We start from the raw sequence: 13,264 nt of genomic DNA on the forward strand, positions 1-13,264 counted from the left end.
TCATCAGCGATATTGAATGGCCTTCCTCGCACTCGGTATTAACCACAAGACTGCTTCCGTAGACGTGCGCGAGCGCGTGGCGTTTACGCCAGAGCAGTTGGTTGAGGCCTTGCAGCAGCTCTGCCGGCTCACCGACAGCCGCGAAGCTGCGATCCTTTCGACCTGCAATCGCAGTGAGCTTTATATAGAGCAGGAACATCTTTCAGCGGATGGGGTGCTGCGTTGGCTGGCCGATTATCACCATTTAAGCCTCGATGACCTGCGCGCCAGTGCGTATGTGCACGAAGAGGATGCGGCAGTTCGTCACATGATGCGCGTCGCCTCAGGGCTCGACTCGCTGGTGTTGGGCGAACCGCAGATCCTTGGCCAGATGAAATCTGCCTATGCCGTGGCCCGCGAGGCCGGCACCGTGGGGCCACTGTTGGGGCGGCTGTTCCAGGCCACCTTCAACTCGGCCAAGCAGGTGCGCACCGACACCGCCATCGGTGAAAACCCGGTGTCCGTGGCGTTTGCCGCCGTCAGCCTGGCCAAACAGATTTTCAGCGACTTGCAGCGCAGCCAGGCCCTGCTGATCGGCGCCGGCGAAACCATCACCCTGGTGGCGCGTCATCTGCACGACCTGGGCGTAAAGCGCATTGTGGTCGCCAACCGAACCCTGGAACGCGCGAGCATTCTTGCCGAGCAGTTTGGCGCCCATGCGGTGCTGCTGTCGGATATCCCGGCTGAACTGGTGCGCAGCGATATCGTCATCAGCTCCACCGCCAGTCAGTTGCCGATTCTTGGCAAAGGCGCGGTCGAGAGCGCGCTGAAGCTGCGCAAGCACAAACCGATTTTCATGGTGGATATCGCCGTTCCCCGCGATATCGAGCCGGAAGTCGGCGAGTTGGACGACGTTTACCTCTACAGCGTCGACGATCTGCACGAAGTGGTTGCCGAAAACCTCAAGAGTCGCCAGGGCGCCGCCCAGGCCGCCGAGGAGATGGTCAGCACCGGCGCTGAAGACTTCATGGTGCGCCTGCGCGAACTGGCAGCGGTCGACGTGCTCAAGGCGTATCGTCAGCAAGGCGAACGCCTGCGTGACGAGGAATTGATCAAGGCCCAGCGTCTGCTGGCCAACGGCAGCAGCGCCGAAGAGGTGCTGATGCAACTGGCGCGTGGCTTGACCAACAAATTGCTTCACGCTCCCAGCGTTCAGTTGAAAAAGCTTACCGCCGAAGGCCGCCTCGATGCGCTGGCCATGGCCCAGGAACTCTTTGCCCTCGGTGAGGGCGCGTCAGATAGCTCTTCGGATAAAAAACCGCAATGAAAGCGTCACTGCTCAATAAACTGGACGTGCTCCAGGACCGTTTCGAAGAACTGACCGCCTTGCTCGGCGATGGCGAGGTCATCTCCGATCAGGCCAAGTTCCGCGCCTATTCCAAGGAATACGCCGAAGTTGAGCCCATTGTGGCCACCTACAAACAGCTGATGAAAGTGCAGGCCGACCTCGAAGGCGCCCAGGCGCTGCTCAAGGACAGCGACCCGGACATGCGCGAAATGGCCGTGGAAGAAGTCCGTGAGGCCAAGGAAAAGCTGGCCGAGCTGGAAGGCGACCTGCAGCGCATGCTGCTGCCCAAAGACCCTAACGACGGGCGCAACGTGTTCCTCGAAATCCGCGCCGGCACCGGTGGCGACGAGGCGGCGATCTTCTCTGGAGACCTGTTCCGCATGTACTCGCGCTACGCCGAGCGCCGTGGCTGGCGCGTCGAGATTCTGTCCGAAAACGAAGGCGAACACGGCGGCTATAAAGAAGTCATCGCCCGGGTTGAAGGCGACAACGTCTACGGCAAGCTGAAATTTGAATCCGGCGCGCACCGCGTGCAGCGGGTTCCGGCGACGGAGTCCCAGGGCCGTATCCACACCTCGGCGTGCACCGTGGCCGTGTTGCCCGAGCCGGACGAGCAGGAAGCCATCGAGATCAATCCGGCGGATTTGCGTGTCGACACCTACCGCTCATCGGGCGCTGGTGGTCAGCATGTCAACAAGACCGACTCGGCGATCCGCATCACGCACTTGCCGTCGGGCATTGTGGTGGAGTGCCAGGAAGAGCGTTCCCAGCACAAGAACCGTGCGCGTGCCATGTCCTGGCTGTCGGCCAAGCTCAATGACCAGCAGACCAGCGCCGCCGCCAACGCGATTGCCAGCGAGCGCAAGTTGCTGGTGGGTTCGGGCGACCGCTCCGAGCGCATCCGTACCTACAACTTTGCCCAGGGCCGGGTCACCGACCACCGGGTCAACCTCACGCTTTACTCCCTCGACGAGATTCTCGCCGGCGGTGTGGATGCGGTAATCGAACCGTTGCTCGCCGAATACCAGGCCGACCAATTGGCGGCGATAGGTGAATAAATGACCATCATTGCCAGCCTGCTGCGCGCCGCCGACCTGCCCGACTCGCCCACTGCGCGGCTGGATGTGGAGTTGTTGTTGGCCGCAGCCTTGGGTAAATCGCGCAGCTACCTGCACACCTGGCCGGAAAAAATCGTCAGCAGCGAACATGCGCTGACCTTTGCTGACTATTTGCAACGTCGTCGGGGCGGTGAGCCGGTGGCGTATATCCTCGGCCAGCAAGGCTTCTGGAAGCTGGACCTGGAGGTCGCGCCTCACACGCTGATCCCGCGTCCGGAAACCGAGCTGCTGGTGGAGGCCGCGCTGGAACTATTGCCCGCCACGCCTGCCAGGGTTCTGGACCTGGGCACCGGCAGCGGCGCCATCGCCCTGGCCCTGGCCAGCGAACGTCCGGCCTGGCAGGTTACGGCGGTCGACCGCGTGCTCGAAGCCGTGGCCCTGGCTGAACGCAATCGCCAGCGCCTGCACCTGAAAAACGCCACGGTGTTGAGCAGCCATTGGTTCAGCGCCCTGCAAGGCCAAACCTTCGACCTGATCATCAGCAACCCGCCGTACATTGCCGATAACGATCCCCATCTGGTGGCCGGCGACGTGCGGTTTGAACCGGCCAGCGCGCTGGTGGCGGGGCATGATGGCCTGGATGACTTGCGGTTGATCATTGCCCAATCTCCAGCCCACTTGAATGCGGCTGGCTGGGTGTTACTCGAACATGGCTACGATCAGGCGGCGGCCGTACGTGATCTGTTGCTTGGCGCAGGCTTTGAAGCGGTACACAGCCGCCTTGACCTCGGCGGCCACGAGCGCATCACCCTGGGACGCCGGCCGTGCTGACCGATCAGGAGCTGTTGCGCTATAGCCGACAGATTCTGTTGCAACATGTCGACATCGAAGGCCAATTGCGCCTCAAAAACGCCCGCGCCCTGGTTGTCGGCCTGGGCGGTTTGGGCGCGCCTGTCGCGCTGTACCTCGCCGCTGCCGGTGTGGGCGAGCTGCACCTGGCCGACTTCGACACCGTCGACCTGACCAACCTGCAACGCCAGATCATCCACGACACCGACAGCGTCGGGCAGACCAAGGTCGATTCAGCCCTGCGTCGTCTCGCGGCGATCAACCCTGAAGTCAAACTGCTTGCTCACCGCGCAGCGCTAGATGCCGATTCACTGGCCGCGGCAGTAGCGGCGGTGGACGTGGTGCTCGATTGCAGCGACAACTTTTCCACCCGTGAAGCAGTGAACGCTGCCTGTGTTGCTGCCGCCAGGCCATTGATCAGCGGCGCGGCGATTCGCCTCGAGGGGCAGTTGTCGGTGTTTGACCCGCGTCGCGCCGACAGCCCGTGCTACCACTGTTTGTACGGGCACGGCAGCGACACTGAACTGACCTGCAGCGAAGCCGGCGTCGTCGGTCCGTTGGTTGGCGTGGTCGGCAGCCTGCAAGCCCTGGAAGCCTTGAAACTGCTGGCCGGTTTCGGTGAGCCGTTGGTGGGTCGCTTGTTGCTGATTGATGCGTTGACCACACGTTTTCGCGAATTGCGCGTCAAGCGCGACCCCGGTTGCAGTGTCTGCGGGACGCAGCATGGTTAAGAGCGCGCCCATCGGTGTGTTCGATTCCGGCATCGGCGGCTTGACCGTGCTGGACGAAATTCAGCAGTTATTGCCCCATGAAACGCTGCTGTACGTGGCTGATTGCGGGCATATCCCCTACGGCGAGAAAACCCCGGCATTCATTCTTGAGCGCTCCCGGCGTGTCGCCGAATTTTTCCGTGAGCAAGGCGCCAAGGCGTTTGTGATTGCCTGCAACACGGCGACCGTCGCCGCCGTCGCCGATTTGCGCGAGGACTATCCGGACTGGCCCCTGGTAGGCATGGAACCCGCCGTCAAACCCGCCGCCGCCGCCACTCGCAGCGGCGTGGTCGGTGTACTCGCCACCACCGGCACCCTGCAAAGTGCCAAGTTCGCCGCTTTGCTTGATCGCTTCGCCACCGACGTGCGTGTGATCACCCAGCCGTGCCCGGGCCTGGTGGAGTTGATTGAAAGCGGCGACCTCGACAGCCCCGAGCTGCGCCAGATGTTGCGCGGCTATGTCGAACCGCTGCTCAGCGCCGGTTGTGACACGATTATTCTGGGCTGCACCCACTATCCCTTCCTCAAGCCGCTTCTGGCGCAGATGCTTCCCCAAAGCATCATCCTGATCGATACCGGCGCTGCCGTGGCACGCCAGCTCAAGCGTTTGCTGGGCGAGCGTGACCTGTTGGCCCGCGGCAACCCTGAGCCGGCCCGGTTCTGGACGAGCGGTAACGTCGATCATTTAAGAAATATCCTACCGACACTATGGAAACATCCCGGAGTTGTGCGAAGCTTCGAGGCGTGAAAAATTCGTGAAATACCGGGGTTAGACGCTGAACTTCTGGCTATGCGCGCGCTTCTATAGCGAGTTAGCCTGTACAAAACCATACAACTTCGTTCTCAAGGACTGTTTCTTATGAAGCGCTTGTTCTGTTTGGCTGCGATTGCGGCCGCCGTGGTAGGACACTCTGTTTCGGCCCAGGCCGCTGGCCTGGAATTTGGTGTGGGGAGCACCAGCGATTCGACCATGACCTATCGGTTGGGGCTGACATCGGATTGGGATAAAAGCTGGTGGCAGAGCGATACCGGCCGGCTGACCGGCTACTGGAGCGGCGCTTACACCTATTGGGAGGGCGACAAACGTGCGGGCGCCAGCAGCCTGTCGTTCTCGCCAGTGTTTGTGTATGAGTTTGCCGGGGCATCGGTAAAACCTTACATCGAGGCCGGCATCGGGGTGGCGGCATTCTCGCGCACGCGCCTGGAAGACAACAACATCGGCCAGTCCTTCCAGTTTGAGGACCGCCTGGGCTTTGGTTTGCGTTTTACCGGTGGGCATGAGGTGGGCATTCGTGCCACGCACTATTCCAACGCGGGCATCAGCAGCAATAACGACGGCGTAGAAAGCTACGCGTTGCACTACACCATGCCGCTGTAAACTTCAGCGCAGTTTTCCAGAACCCTGCAAAACCAAATGCGGGAGCGGGCTTGTTCGCGAAGGGTGGGTGTCAGTCACTGAATAATTGACTGATACACCGCCTTCGCGAGCAAGCCCGCTCCCACATTTAATCCTCGTAACGTTCAGCGCTAGCGATACGCCGTCGCAATTCCTTCACGCTCGGTCAGGCATTCCGGCGCACCCATCTCGAACTCCCGGCAGATCAGCGGCCGTCGCTCGTAAATCGTGCACATCATGGTGTCCCGGTCCAGCGCCGCACACCAGCCATCATCCAGACGCAGCATCACTTCGCCGCCCCAATCGTCAGTATCGATATAGCGCTCCGGCACGCCGGTGTCGGTGATCAGCATCACTTCCAATTGGCAGCAGCAGGCCGCGCACGTCGAGCAAGTGACGGCGGGTTCGGTGATTTGAGTGTGGGGGATGTTGGTCATAGGCGCGCAGTGTAAGGCAAGCGTGTCAGGTAGGTGTAAAAGCTCTGACGGACGTCAGTGCCCCAGTTGTCGGGCGATCCAGTGCAGCACCGGAAACACCAGCGCCCAGAGCAGCGCCAGGCCGATCAGGGTTGGCGCCGTGCCGTAACCGAAACTCACGCCGGCCAATTGGCTGCCCGCGTAATAAGACAACGGTCCGCCGACTGCGCCCAACACGCTGGCGCGCCACCAGGGCTGGGCACTCCAGGCCAGGCAATGGCGTAGCGTGGTGGCGAGCAACGCCCACAGCAGCACCAGCCAAAACGGAATCAGCGGCCCCGGAAAACTGAAATGAAAGACGCCAAAGGTGCGCAATGCGGTATCCACCACAGTGCCCAGCAGCGTGACGGCGAGGATCACCCGGCCTTCCCGCGACCATGAACTTATCCACAGCAGGTGGATGGCCAGCACTGCACCGACCACCAGCAACCATCCGCTGTCGCCCCCCAGCACACAGGCAAACCAGCCGCACTGGAACAGTACGGCGTTCGCCAGCGATTTAAGCACTGAAGCGCCCGAGCAAGGGTGGGTTGATTGCCGCAGGTTTTGCCAGCAGCAACTGCGCGGTGCCTATCGTACGTTCCATGAACCCACCTTCGCAGTAGCACAAATAGAATTCCCACAAGCGCAGGAAGTATTCATCGTAGCCCAACTCGGCGAGCCGGCCATGGGCGCGGCGGAAGTTCTCATGCCACAGGCGCAGGGTTTTTGCGTAGTGCAGGCCGAAGTCTTCCATGTGCAGCAGGTTCATGTCGGTGTCGCGGCTGACAATGTGCAGCATGTTCTGCACGCAGGGCAGGGCGCCGCCGGGGAAAATATAGCGCTGGATGAAATCGACGCTGTTCTTGGCCTGCTCAAAACGCTGCTCGCGAATGGTGATGGCTTGCAGCAGCATCAGGCCGTCGCTCTTGAGCAAATGCGCGCATTGCTTGAAGTAGGTCGGCAGGAAGCGATGGCCCACCGCTTCGATCATCTCGATGGACACCAGCTTGTCGTATTGACCGGTCAGGTCGCGGTAGTCCTGCAACAACAGGGTCACCTGGTCCTGCAGTCCCAGGGCCTCGATGCGCTTTTGGGTGTAGGCAAACTGCTCTTTGGACAAGGTCGTGGTGGTGACTTTGCAGCCATAGTGCTGCGCCGCGTACAGCGCCATGCTGCCCCAGCCGGTGCCGATTTCGAGCAGATGGTCGGTGGGCTTGAGTGCAAGCTTTTGGCAGATGCGTTCCAGCTTGTTCAATTGCGCCTGTTCCAGGGTGTCATCGGGCGTCAGAAATTGCGCCGCCGAGTACATCATGGTCGGGTCGAGGAATTCTTCGAACAGGTCGTTGCCCAGGTCATAGTGGGCGGCGATGTTTTTCTGCGAGCCCTTGCGCGTATTGCGGTTGAGCCAGTGCAGGCCTTGAGTGAAGGGGCGTGCCAGGCGCGCCAGGCCACCTTCCATGGCGTCGAGCACCTCAAGGTTGCTGACCATCACGCGCACCACGGCGGTCAAGTCCGGGCTGGTCCAGTACCCGTGGATAAACGCCTCGCCGGCGCCGATCGAGCCGTTGGCCGCCACCAGACCCCACACTGCCGAGTCGAGGATCTGGATTTCTCCCAGCAGGTGCGCTTCGCGGGCGCCGAACACTTGGCGTTCGCCGTCCTCGATCACCACCAGTTGGCCGTGGCGCAGTTGGCTGAGTTGGCGCAGCACGGCCTTGCGCAGCAATGCGCTGGTCATGCCGTTGACGTTCAGGCGATTGGTCTTGACCGATAAGCTAGGGGATTTCATGGCGGCGATCCTTGGTATACCCGACTGCGGTGCGAGAGGCGCCATCGGCGGCCTGATGGGAAAAAATCGGTGTGCGTTTGAGCAACAGGCGCATGGCCTGCCAGTAAATTGCCAGGCACGTCTTGGCGGTCATCCACGGGAAGCGCCACAGGTAGCGATGCAGGCTGGCGCGGTTCAACGCCTCCTTGTGCAGGCTCAGCGTGGCGTCGAAAACCTTCAGCTCACCTTGCCAGTCGGCCATGTGCACGCCGAGCTTGGCGGCGGGCGGGCTGAAACTCATGCGGTATTCCAGGTCGCGCGGCAAAAACGGCGACACATGGAAGGCCTTTGCCACGGCGAAGTGCTGATGCTCATCGGCGCCGAGCGCCTGGGCCGGCAGCACGTAGTGATAACGCTCGCGCCATGGGGTGTTGGTCACTTCACACAGGATCGCGGCCAGTTGCCCATCGGCCTCGAAGCAGTAGAAGAAACTCACCGGGTTAAAAGCCAGGCCCCAACTGCGAGCCTGGGTCAGTAGGCAGATAACGCCCTGGGGCTCGCGCCCCAGTGCCTTGCCAACTTCCTGGCGCACGGCATCGCTCAAGCTCATGCCGTGGCGCGTGAATTCACGCAGGTAATCCTGCTGGCGAAAGCCGAAGGGCGCCAGGCGGCCGGCGCCGGCCAGGGGCGACAGCCCGAGCACTTCGTCCTGTTCGCTCAAATCCAGGTACAGCAGGCCGATGCGGTAGCGAAAGGCGTGAGCCTTGGGCGCAAACCGGCGATGGGCGATCCAGCCGCTGTACAGGGCGCTGTTCACAGGGTTTCTCCAAAGGCTTGAGCCACGCGCAATGCGCTGACCACGCCGTCTTCGTGGAAACCATTAGCCCAGTAGGCGCCGCAAAAAAAGGTGTTGCGCGTGCCCGCCAATTCTTCCCAGCGCGCTTGGGCAGCGACCGCCGCGAGGCTGTATTGCGGGTGCGCGTAGGTAAAGCGCGCGAGGATCTTCAGCGGGTTGATCATTGGCGTCTGGTTAAGGCTGACGCAAAAGGTGGTGGCGCTGTCGATGCCTTGCAGAATGTTCATGTCGTAAGTGACGGCGGCCTGGGTTTGGGTATCGCCGGTCAGCCGATAATTCCAGCTGGCCCAGGCGAGCTTGCGGTCCGGCAGCAGGCGCGTGTCGGTGTGCAGCACCACATCGTTGTCGGCGTAGGGCAGCGCGCCGAGTATTTCCTGTTCAGCCGTGCTGGGGTCGGCCAGCAAGGCCAGGGCCTGGTCGCTGTGGCAGGCCAGCACGACCCGGTCAAAGGTCTCGCTGCTGGCGGCGCTGTGGATCACAACGCCGTCGTCGGTACGCTCGACGTTATGCACCGGGCAATTGAGGCGCACCTGTTCGCGAAAGCTGCGCGTCAGCGGTTCGATGTAGCTGCTCGACCCGCCCTCGATCACGCACCACTGCGGCCGGTTGTTCACCGAGAGCAAACCGTGGTTCTTGAAAAAGCGCACAAAGAACTGCAACGGAAAGCCGAGCATGTCAGCCAGGGACATCGACCAGATCGCCGCGCCCATCGGCACGATGTAATGCCGGATAAAGCGTGGGCCGTAGCCGCCGGCTTCGAGGTAATCGCCCAGGGTCATCTCGGCGCTGATGCGCTGTTCCTGCAGGTCCAGCGGTGCCTGGCGATTGAAGCGCAGAATGTCGCGCAACATGCCCCAGAACCCTGGCGACAGGATATTGCGGCGTTGGGCAAACAGGCTGTTGAGGTTGTTGCCGTTGTACTCGAATCCGGCGCTTTGGTCGCACACCGAAAAACTCATTTCGGTGGGTTTGAAGGTGACGCCAATCTGCCCCAGCAAGCGAATGAAGTTGGGGTAGGTCCAGTCGTTGAACACGATAAACCCGGTGTCCACCGCGTAGCGTTTACCCTCAACCGTGACGTCGACCGTGTGGGTATGCCCGCCGATGCGCTCGCCCGCTTCGAACACCGTGATGTCGTGGCGACGGCTGAGCAGGTAAGCGCTGGTCAGCCCGGCGATGCCGCTGCCGATAATGGCGATCTTCACAGGTCGTCCTTCTTCGGTGGCGGGCTGCGCAACATGCGTTTGCCGATGATCAGTTGCGCACGGTTGGGCAGCTTCGACAGCGGCCACAAAGTGGCGATAAACATGGCGGGAAAGGCAATTTCCAGCGGACGTTTTGCCAGCTTGGCGAAGATATGCCGGGCGGCCTTGTCGGCGGACCAGCTCAGGGGCATCGGGAAGTCGTTGCGTTCGGTCAGCGGGGTGTCGACAAAGCCCGGGCTGATCACCGTGACGTCAATGTTCTCGGGCGACAGGCTGATGCGCAGGGATTCGAACAGGTAGCGCAGCCCGGCCTTGGACGCACCATAGGCTTCGGCGCGGGGCATGGGCAGGTAAGTGACAGCGCTGGCCACGCCGACCAGGTGCGGGGAATGCCCGGCGCGCAACAGCGGCAGCGCAGCTTCGATGCAATAGCTGCTGGCCAGCAAGTTGGTGCGCACCACGTACTCGACAATCGATGCATCAAATTGCTTGGCATCGACATATTCACAGGTGCCAGCGTTGAGAATCACCGTATCGACGGAGCCCCAGACCACGCCGATGTGCTCGCCGATCTCACGCACGGTCTGGCTGTTGGTCAGGTCGCCAGCCACCACCAGCACTTGGCCTGGATAACGTTGGGCGAGGGCTTCCAGCGGGCCTTTCGTGCGTGAGCTGAGGGCCACGTGGGCGCCGCTGTTGAGCAGCTCCACGGCCAGCGACGCGCCGATGCCACTGCTGGCGCCGGTCAGCCAATATCGGCGAGGCGGTGTAAGGCTCATCCCATTCTCCTTTTCAGCCAACTGACGACGCGGCCGAGTACTGGCAGGTGTTCGTAGAGCAGAGCGCCTGCATCGAAATAATCCCGGTGCCGGTACACCTTGTCGCGCCACATCAGGTGTGAGCAGCCTTCAACCCGGATCACCTTGCCGCTGTTCAGGCGCGGGTGGCAAAAACTCATCTTCCAGCGCAGGTAGCCTTCGCCTTCGGCCACTTGGTCGAAGCCGTGAAAGTCAAAACGCAGCTGGCTCACATTGCCATACAGCTCGGTGAAATAGCGGTGCAGCGCCGTCAGCCCGTGCACTTCATGCAGCGGGTCGGTGAAGGCGATGTCCTTGCTGTAGAGGCTGTCGAGCAGGTGCAGGTTGTGCTTGTCCAGCGTCGCAAAGGCCTGGGCGAACCGGTGCAGGAAGTCAGTCATGTTCGGCAACCCCCTGGCGCGAGGGCAGGCTGCGGAAGGCAGCCAGGGCGCGCTCGCGGGACTTTTTCAGGTCGACGATAGCGCGTGGGTAGTCGGCCACGCCAAACAGGCCGCCGACCGCCTCGGGGTTGTGCACTTCCTTCTTGTTCAGCGCCGCCAGTTCCGGCAGCCAGTGCTTGATGAACACGCCTTCGCTGTCGAATTTTTCCGACTGGCTCAGAGGGCTGAAAATCCGGAAATACGGCGCCGAGTCGGTGCCGGTGGAGGAGCTCCACTGCCAGCCACCGTTGTTGGCGGCCAAGTCGCCGTCGATCAGGTGGCGCATGAAGAAGCGCTCGCCTTCGCGCCAGTCGATCAGCAGGTTCTTGCTCAGGAACATCGCGACCACCATGCGCAGGCGATTGTGCATCCAGCCGGTTTCGAGCAACTGGCGCATGGCGGCGTCGATGATCGGCAAGCCGGTGCGCGCTTGCTGCCAGGCGGCGAGATCCTTGGGCGCATCGCGCCAGGCCACCGCTTCGGTCTCGGGACGGAAAGCGCGGTGGCGCGACACTCGTGGATAGCCGACCAGAATATGTTTGTAGAACTCGCGCCAGAGCAGCTCGTTGATCCACGTGATCGCGCCGATATCGCCACTTTCAAACTCGCCCTGGTTGGTTTGCAAGGCGGCATGCAGGCACTGGCGGGGCGAGACTACGCCGGCGGCAAGGTAGGCGGACAGTTGACTGGTGCCGGGTTTGGCCGGGAAGTCGCGCTCATCTTTGTAGTAGCTGATTTGTTGATCAGCGAAAGCGTCGAGACGGCGGCGTGCTTCGTCTTCACCGGCCGGCCAGAGCGCGCGCAAGGCTTCGCTGGGCGGCTCGAACCCTTCGACCTGTGCAGGTATCGGATCGCTTTTCAGCTTGATCGGCGCCTGGGCGTTGGGTGTCGCCACCACGCGGGGAAGGGCGCTGTGCAGGCGGCTGTAGCAGACCTTGCGGAACTGGCTGAAGACCTGAAAGTACGTGCCGGTTTTGGTCAGCACGCTGCCGGGCTGGAAGAACAATTGGTCCAGGTAGCTGTGGAACGTCACGCCCTGGGTTTCCAGAGCCTGGGCCACGGCGGCATCGCGACGGGTTTCGTGGATGCCGTATTCCTCATTGACGTGGACCGACTCGACCGACAGCTCCCGACACAGCGTGCCCAGTACGGCGGGCGCCTGGTCCCAGGTCGCGGTGGTGCGGATCAGCAGGGGAATGTTCAGCTCGCCGAGCGCCTGGCTCAAGTGCTGCAGGTTGCGCAGCCAGAAGTCGACTTTGCACGGCGCGTCATCGTGGGCCAGCCACTGTTCGGGAGTGATCAGGTACACGGCCGCAACCGGGCCTCGCTGGCAGGCGGCGGCCAGGGCGGTGTTGTCGTGTAGGCGCAGGTCGGTGCGCAGCCAGATCAAATGCATTTAAAGAAGTCCACGCTGGATCAGAATCAAGTGGGCCGACAACGGGTCTTCGGCCACGAACAATTCAGGGGTTTCACGGGTTAATACGGCCAACTCGGCCTGGTGGATGCATACCGTTGGTCCGGCAATCAGCGTCGGGCAATCGACGCCGCCCAGCAGTTTGGTGAGCGTCGACACCTGCAGGGCCTTGCTCGAATACAGCAGCACGGCCCGCGGTTGCAGGTGCTCCACCGCTAACGCCAACTCTCCGACCGGCAACGGCCAATCGAAGACTTCCACTGGGCAATCGGCGCTGCTGGCCAGCCAGGCGCTGAGCCACACATGCGGTTCCAGCGGCAAGTCCGAGTGGTTGACCAGCAGCAGCGGGGCGCCTTGCAGCTGGCGATTGTTGTGATAGATGCGCGCGCCGAACTTGCTGCGCAGCCAGGACAGGAAAAATACCCGCTCCATTTGCGCGCCGAACTGGCCTTGCCAGCGTTGTTCGAGTTCCTGGAGCAGCGGCAGCAGCAACTGCTCGCACAGGGTACGAGGCGGGTACAACGCCATGGCTTGGTTGAACGCATCGTCGACCCGGCGCTCGGCCAACGCGCTGATGGCGTTCACCAGGTTCTGGCGCAGGGCGTGCCATTCGTTTTCGACGGTGTCGGGGCTGGCTTGGGCCGAGTCGATCAAGCCTTTGACCTGGCTGACCGGCACGCCGCGGTTGAGCCAGGTCAGGATGGTGTGGATGCGTTGCACGTGTTCGGCGCTGAACAGCCGGTGGCCCTTGGGCGTGCGCTGGGGCACGATCAGGCCGTAGCGGCGTTCCCAGGCGCGCAGGGTCACGGCGTTGACGCCGGTCTGGCGCGCCACTTCGCGAATGGGCAGCCAACCGTCCTGGAGGGCTTGGGCGATGTCTTCGCCGGGTTCGTCTTGCAGGTCAGCTTTCATAATGTACTTTTCAT

The 13,264-nt window shown here is 62.1% G+C and carries 15 protein-coding genes; 6 read left to right on the forward strand and 9 right to left on the reverse strand.

Going from position 1 to position 13,264, the window contains the following annotated elements; translation table 11 throughout:
* Positions 1–16: 16 nt before the first annotated feature.
* The 6 genes from hemA to C4J83_RS03870 all read left to right on the forward strand — a co-directional run bounded on the left by hemA (position 17) and on the right by C4J83_RS03870 (position 5,382).
* Positions 17–1,306 carry a glutamyl-tRNA reductase gene (gene hemA / locus C4J83_RS03845; RefSeq protein ID WP_106578558.1) on the forward strand — a complete coding sequence of 430 codons (1,290 nt, stop codon included), beginning with the start codon at positions 17–19 and terminating at the stop codon, positions 1,304–1,306.
* Entirely contained in the window at positions 1,303–2,385 is a 1,083-nt protein-coding gene (gene prfA / locus C4J83_RS03850; RefSeq protein WP_106578559.1) for a peptide chain release factor 1, read from the forward strand. The genes hemA and prfA overlap by 4 nt, the downstream gene beginning before the upstream one ends.
* Positions 2,386–3,216: a peptide chain release factor N(5)-glutamine methyltransferase gene (prmC, locus tag C4J83_RS03855; protein ID WP_124416387.1), complete on the forward strand. Its 831-nt coding sequence runs from the start codon at positions 2,386–2,388 to the stop codon at positions 3,214–3,216. It begins immediately after the preceding gene.
* Positions 3,210–3,965 carry a molybdopterin-synthase adenylyltransferase MoeB gene (moeB, locus tag C4J83_RS03860; RefSeq protein WP_124416388.1) on the forward strand — a complete coding sequence of 252 codons (756 nt, stop codon included), beginning with the start codon at positions 3,210–3,212 and terminating at the stop codon, positions 3,963–3,965. Before prmC ends, moeB begins: the two co-directional genes overlap by 7 nt.
* Positions 3,958–4,752, forward strand: coding sequence for a glutamate racemase (gene murI / locus C4J83_RS03865; RefSeq protein ID WP_124416389.1), 795 nt, complete (start codon positions 3,958–3,960; stop codon positions 4,750–4,752). Before moeB ends, murI begins: the two co-directional genes overlap by 8 nt.
* 111 nt (positions 4,753–4,863) lie before the next feature.
* Positions 4,864–5,382, forward strand: coding sequence for an acyloxyacyl hydrolase (locus C4J83_RS03870; RefSeq protein ID WP_106578563.1), 519 nt, complete (start codon positions 4,864–4,866; stop codon positions 5,380–5,382).
* 149 nt (positions 5,383–5,531) lie between these two features.
* On the opposite strand, the gene C4J83_RS03875 is transcribed toward C4J83_RS03870, so the two are convergent.
* Genes C4J83_RS03875 through C4J83_RS03915 form a run of 9 tightly spaced genes read right to left on the reverse strand, consistent with a single transcriptional unit; the run spans position 5,532 to position 13,250 of the window.
* A complete protein-coding gene (locus C4J83_RS03875; protein WP_016977069.1) occupies positions 5,532–5,837 on the reverse strand; it encodes a YkgJ family cysteine cluster protein in 306 nt (101 codons plus the stop codon).
* 54 nt (positions 5,838–5,891) lie between these two features.
* The gene (locus tag C4J83_RS03880; RefSeq protein WP_119736471.1) at positions 5,892–6,383 is read right to left on the reverse strand and encodes a DUF2878 domain-containing protein; all 492 of its coding nucleotides are present in this window, start codon (positions 6,381–6,383) and stop codon (positions 5,892–5,894) included.
* Positions 6,376–7,647 carry an SAM-dependent methyltransferase gene (locus C4J83_RS03885; RefSeq protein WP_106578565.1) on the reverse strand — a complete coding sequence of 424 codons (1,272 nt, stop codon included), beginning with the start codon at positions 7,645–7,647 and terminating at the stop codon, positions 6,376–6,378. The genes C4J83_RS03880 and C4J83_RS03885 overlap by 8 nt, the downstream gene beginning before the upstream one ends.
* Entirely contained in the window at positions 7,634–8,443 is an 810-nt protein-coding gene (locus tag C4J83_RS03890; RefSeq protein WP_124416390.1) for a DUF1365 domain-containing protein, read from the reverse strand. Before C4J83_RS03890 ends, C4J83_RS03885 begins: the two co-directional genes overlap by 14 nt.
* Complete coding sequence (locus C4J83_RS03895; protein ID WP_124416391.1) at positions 8,440–9,687, reverse strand: NAD(P)/FAD-dependent oxidoreductase; 1,248 nt, start codon at positions 9,685–9,687, stop codon at positions 8,440–8,442. The genes C4J83_RS03890 and C4J83_RS03895 overlap by 4 nt, the downstream gene beginning before the upstream one ends.
* A complete protein-coding gene (locus C4J83_RS03900; protein WP_106578568.1) occupies positions 9,684–10,466 on the reverse strand; it encodes an SDR family NAD(P)-dependent oxidoreductase in 783 nt (260 codons plus the stop codon). The genes C4J83_RS03895 and C4J83_RS03900 overlap by 4 nt, the downstream gene beginning before the upstream one ends.
* A complete protein-coding gene (locus C4J83_RS03905; RefSeq protein WP_124416392.1) occupies positions 10,463–10,885 on the reverse strand; it encodes a nuclear transport factor 2 family protein in 423 nt (140 codons plus the stop codon). The genes C4J83_RS03900 and C4J83_RS03905 overlap by 4 nt, the downstream gene beginning before the upstream one ends.
* Entirely contained in the window at positions 10,878–12,320 is a 1,443-nt protein-coding gene (phrB, locus tag C4J83_RS03910; protein ID WP_124416393.1) for a deoxyribodipyrimidine photo-lyase, read from the reverse strand. The genes C4J83_RS03905 and phrB overlap by 8 nt, the downstream gene beginning before the upstream one ends.
* Positions 12,321–13,250, reverse strand: coding sequence for a MerR family transcriptional regulator (locus C4J83_RS03915; RefSeq protein ID WP_119736484.1), 930 nt, complete (start codon positions 13,248–13,250; stop codon positions 12,321–12,323).
* Between the last annotated feature and the right edge of the window lie 14 nt (positions 13,251–13,264).

It is taken from the genome of Pseudomonas sp. LBUM920 (genome assembly GCF_003852315.1).
Lineage (GTDB): Bacteria > Pseudomonadota > Gammaproteobacteria > Pseudomonadales > Pseudomonadaceae > Aquipseudomonas.

Coding starts and splice junctions, on each gene's coding strand:
- hemA (WP_106578558.1), top strand. CDS start 17: ATGGCCTTCCTCGCACTCGGTATTAACCACAAGACTGCTTCCGTAGAC.
- prfA (WP_106578559.1), top strand. CDS start 1,303: ATGAAAGCGTCACTGCTCAATAAACTGGACGTGCTCCAGGACCGTTTC.
- prmC (WP_124416387.1), top strand. CDS start 2,386: ATGACCATCATTGCCAGCCTGCTGCGCGCCGCCGACCTGCCCGACTCG.
- murI (WP_124416389.1), top strand. CDS start 3,958: ATGGTTAAGAGCGCGCCCATCGGTGTGTTCGATTCCGGCATCGGCGGC.
- C4J83_RS03870 (WP_106578563.1), top strand. CDS start 4,864: ATGAAGCGCTTGTTCTGTTTGGCTGCGATTGCGGCCGCCGTGGTAGGA.
- C4J83_RS03875 (WP_016977069.1), bottom strand. CDS start 5,837: ATGACCAACATCCCCCACACTCAAATCACCGAACCCGCCGTCACTTGC.
- C4J83_RS03885 (WP_106578565.1), bottom strand. CDS start 7,647: ATGAAATCCCCTAGCTTATCGGTCAAGACCAATCGCCTGAACGTCAAC.
- C4J83_RS03900 (WP_106578568.1), bottom strand. CDS start 10,466: ATGAGCCTTACACCGCCTCGCCGATATTGGCTGACCGGCGCCAGCAGT.
- C4J83_RS03905 (WP_124416392.1), bottom strand. CDS start 10,885: ATGACTGACTTCCTGCACCGGTTCGCCCAGGCCTTTGCGACGCTGGAC.
- phrB (WP_124416393.1), bottom strand. CDS start 12,320: ATGCATTTGATCTGGCTGCGCACCGACCTGCGCCTACACGACAACACC.
- C4J83_RS03915 (WP_119736484.1), bottom strand. CDS start 13,250: ATGAAAGCTGACCTGCAAGACGAACCCGGCGAAGACATCGCCCAAGCC.